General features: G+C 69.2%; 1 protein-coding gene and 1 pseudogene. One reads left to right on the top strand and one right to left on the bottom strand.

All coding sequences use genetic code 11. From position 1 onward, the window contains the following. Positions 1-328 (bottom strand): annotated as a pseudogene (locus DBR20_RS08925) (RDD family protein); the annotation flags it as partial. A gap of 56 nt (positions 329-384) precedes the next feature. On the opposite strand from DBR20_RS08925, the gene xerD reads away from it, so the two are divergent. Continuing rightward, on the top strand, positions 385-1,362 hold the full coding sequence (xerD, locus tag DBR20_RS08930; protein ID WP_108265935.1) for a site-specific tyrosine recombinase XerD: 978 nt from the start codon (positions 385-387) through the stop codon (positions 1,360-1,362). Positions 1,363-1,510: the final 148 nt, after the last annotated feature.

Raw genomic sequence — 1,510 nt, forward strand, 5'->3', positions numbered from 1 at the left:
TGCCATCGCGTGATTCCAGCTTCAACCGCCACGGGCGCATGCCCAGCGTCTGCCCGCCGCGCCGCCAGCTCGCGGTGGCATACCACCCGGTCAGCCCCCAGCACACCGCCCACAGCAGCCATTGCCATGCACTGAAAGGCGCGATGTTGTCGCGCTGCGCATGGCCGCTGATCGTATAGGCGAGGGTGAACACGGTGCCGGCCAGCATCCACAAGGCCAGCACCGGCAACGCGTCATAGATCATCGCCAGCACGCGCCACAGCAGCAGCGCTCGCGGGCGGGGCGTATCAGCGGCGACGTGGGCCGCATCAGTGGCGGGGCTCGACATGTGCCGAGCATACGCAATGCTGGCCGTGCCCGCAGTCGGCCTCGTATCCTGCGTGCATGGCCGTCACTTCCACTCCCGCCGAGCGTCGTCAGCTGGTTCAGCAACTGCCCGAGCTGCGCGGCGAGGACAGCCAGCGCATCCAGCGTTTCCTCGACGCGATCTGGGCCGAGCACGGTCTGGCCCGCGCCACGCTGGACAGCTACCGCCGCGACCTCGAAGGCCTGGCGCGCTGGTGTGATGGACGCGACGGTGGTCTGGCCGGTGTTGAACGCGCCGGCCTGTTCGATTACCTGGCCTGGCGCACCCGCCACAACTGGTCGCCGCGCAGCAACGCGCGCCTGCTGTCGGCGCTGCGCGCGTTCTTTGCCGACGCCGTGCGGCGTGGCGAACGCAGTGAGGACCCCAGCGCACTGCTCGACCCACCCAAGCTGCCACGGCTGCTGCCCAAGGCGCTGGCCGAGAGCCAGATCGATGCGCTGCTGTCGGCGCCGGATATCGACAGTCCGCTCGGCCTGCGCGACCGCGCCATGCTGGAGCTGATGTATGCCGCCGGGCTGCGGGTGAGCGAGCTGGTGCTGCTGCCCGCCACGGCGGTGAACCTGCGCCAGGGCGTGCTGCGGGTGACCGGCAAGGGCAGCAAGGAGCGCCTGGTGCCGCTGGGCGAGGAGTCGCAGTACTGGCTGGAACGCTACCTGCAGCAGTCGCGCCCGCAACTGGTGGGCAAGGGCAAGGTGCAGGTGCTGGCCGACGGGCAGACGCCCTTGTTCATCGAGCCGGCGTTGCATGGCTTGAGCCGCCAGGCGTTCTGGCATCTGGTCAAGCGCTACGCGGCGGTGGCCGGTATCGATCCGGCGCGGATCAGCCCGCATGGCCTGCGGCACAGTTTCGCCACCCACCTGTTGAACCGTGGCGCCGACCTGCGCGCGCTGCAGATGCTGCTGGGCCACAGCTCGCTGTCCACCACCCAGATCTACACGCTGGTCGCGCGCGAGCACCTGCAGAAACTGCACGCCCGCCACCATCCACGCGGCTGAGCCCACGGCTGAACCCTGCCGGGCCTGTGCGCGGCATCGCGGACCGCTCAGGATGGCTGTGTCAGAATCCGAAGTCTTCTTTCTGCTGCGGACTGCTCCATGCTCCGATTCGCCATCGCCGCCGTGTTCGGCGCGCTCAGCCTGAGTG

The organism is Stenotrophomonas sp. HMWF023 (assembly GCF_003060985.1).
Taxonomy (GTDB): Bacteria; Pseudomonadota; Gammaproteobacteria; order Xanthomonadales; family Xanthomonadaceae; genus Stenotrophomonas; species Stenotrophomonas lactitubi.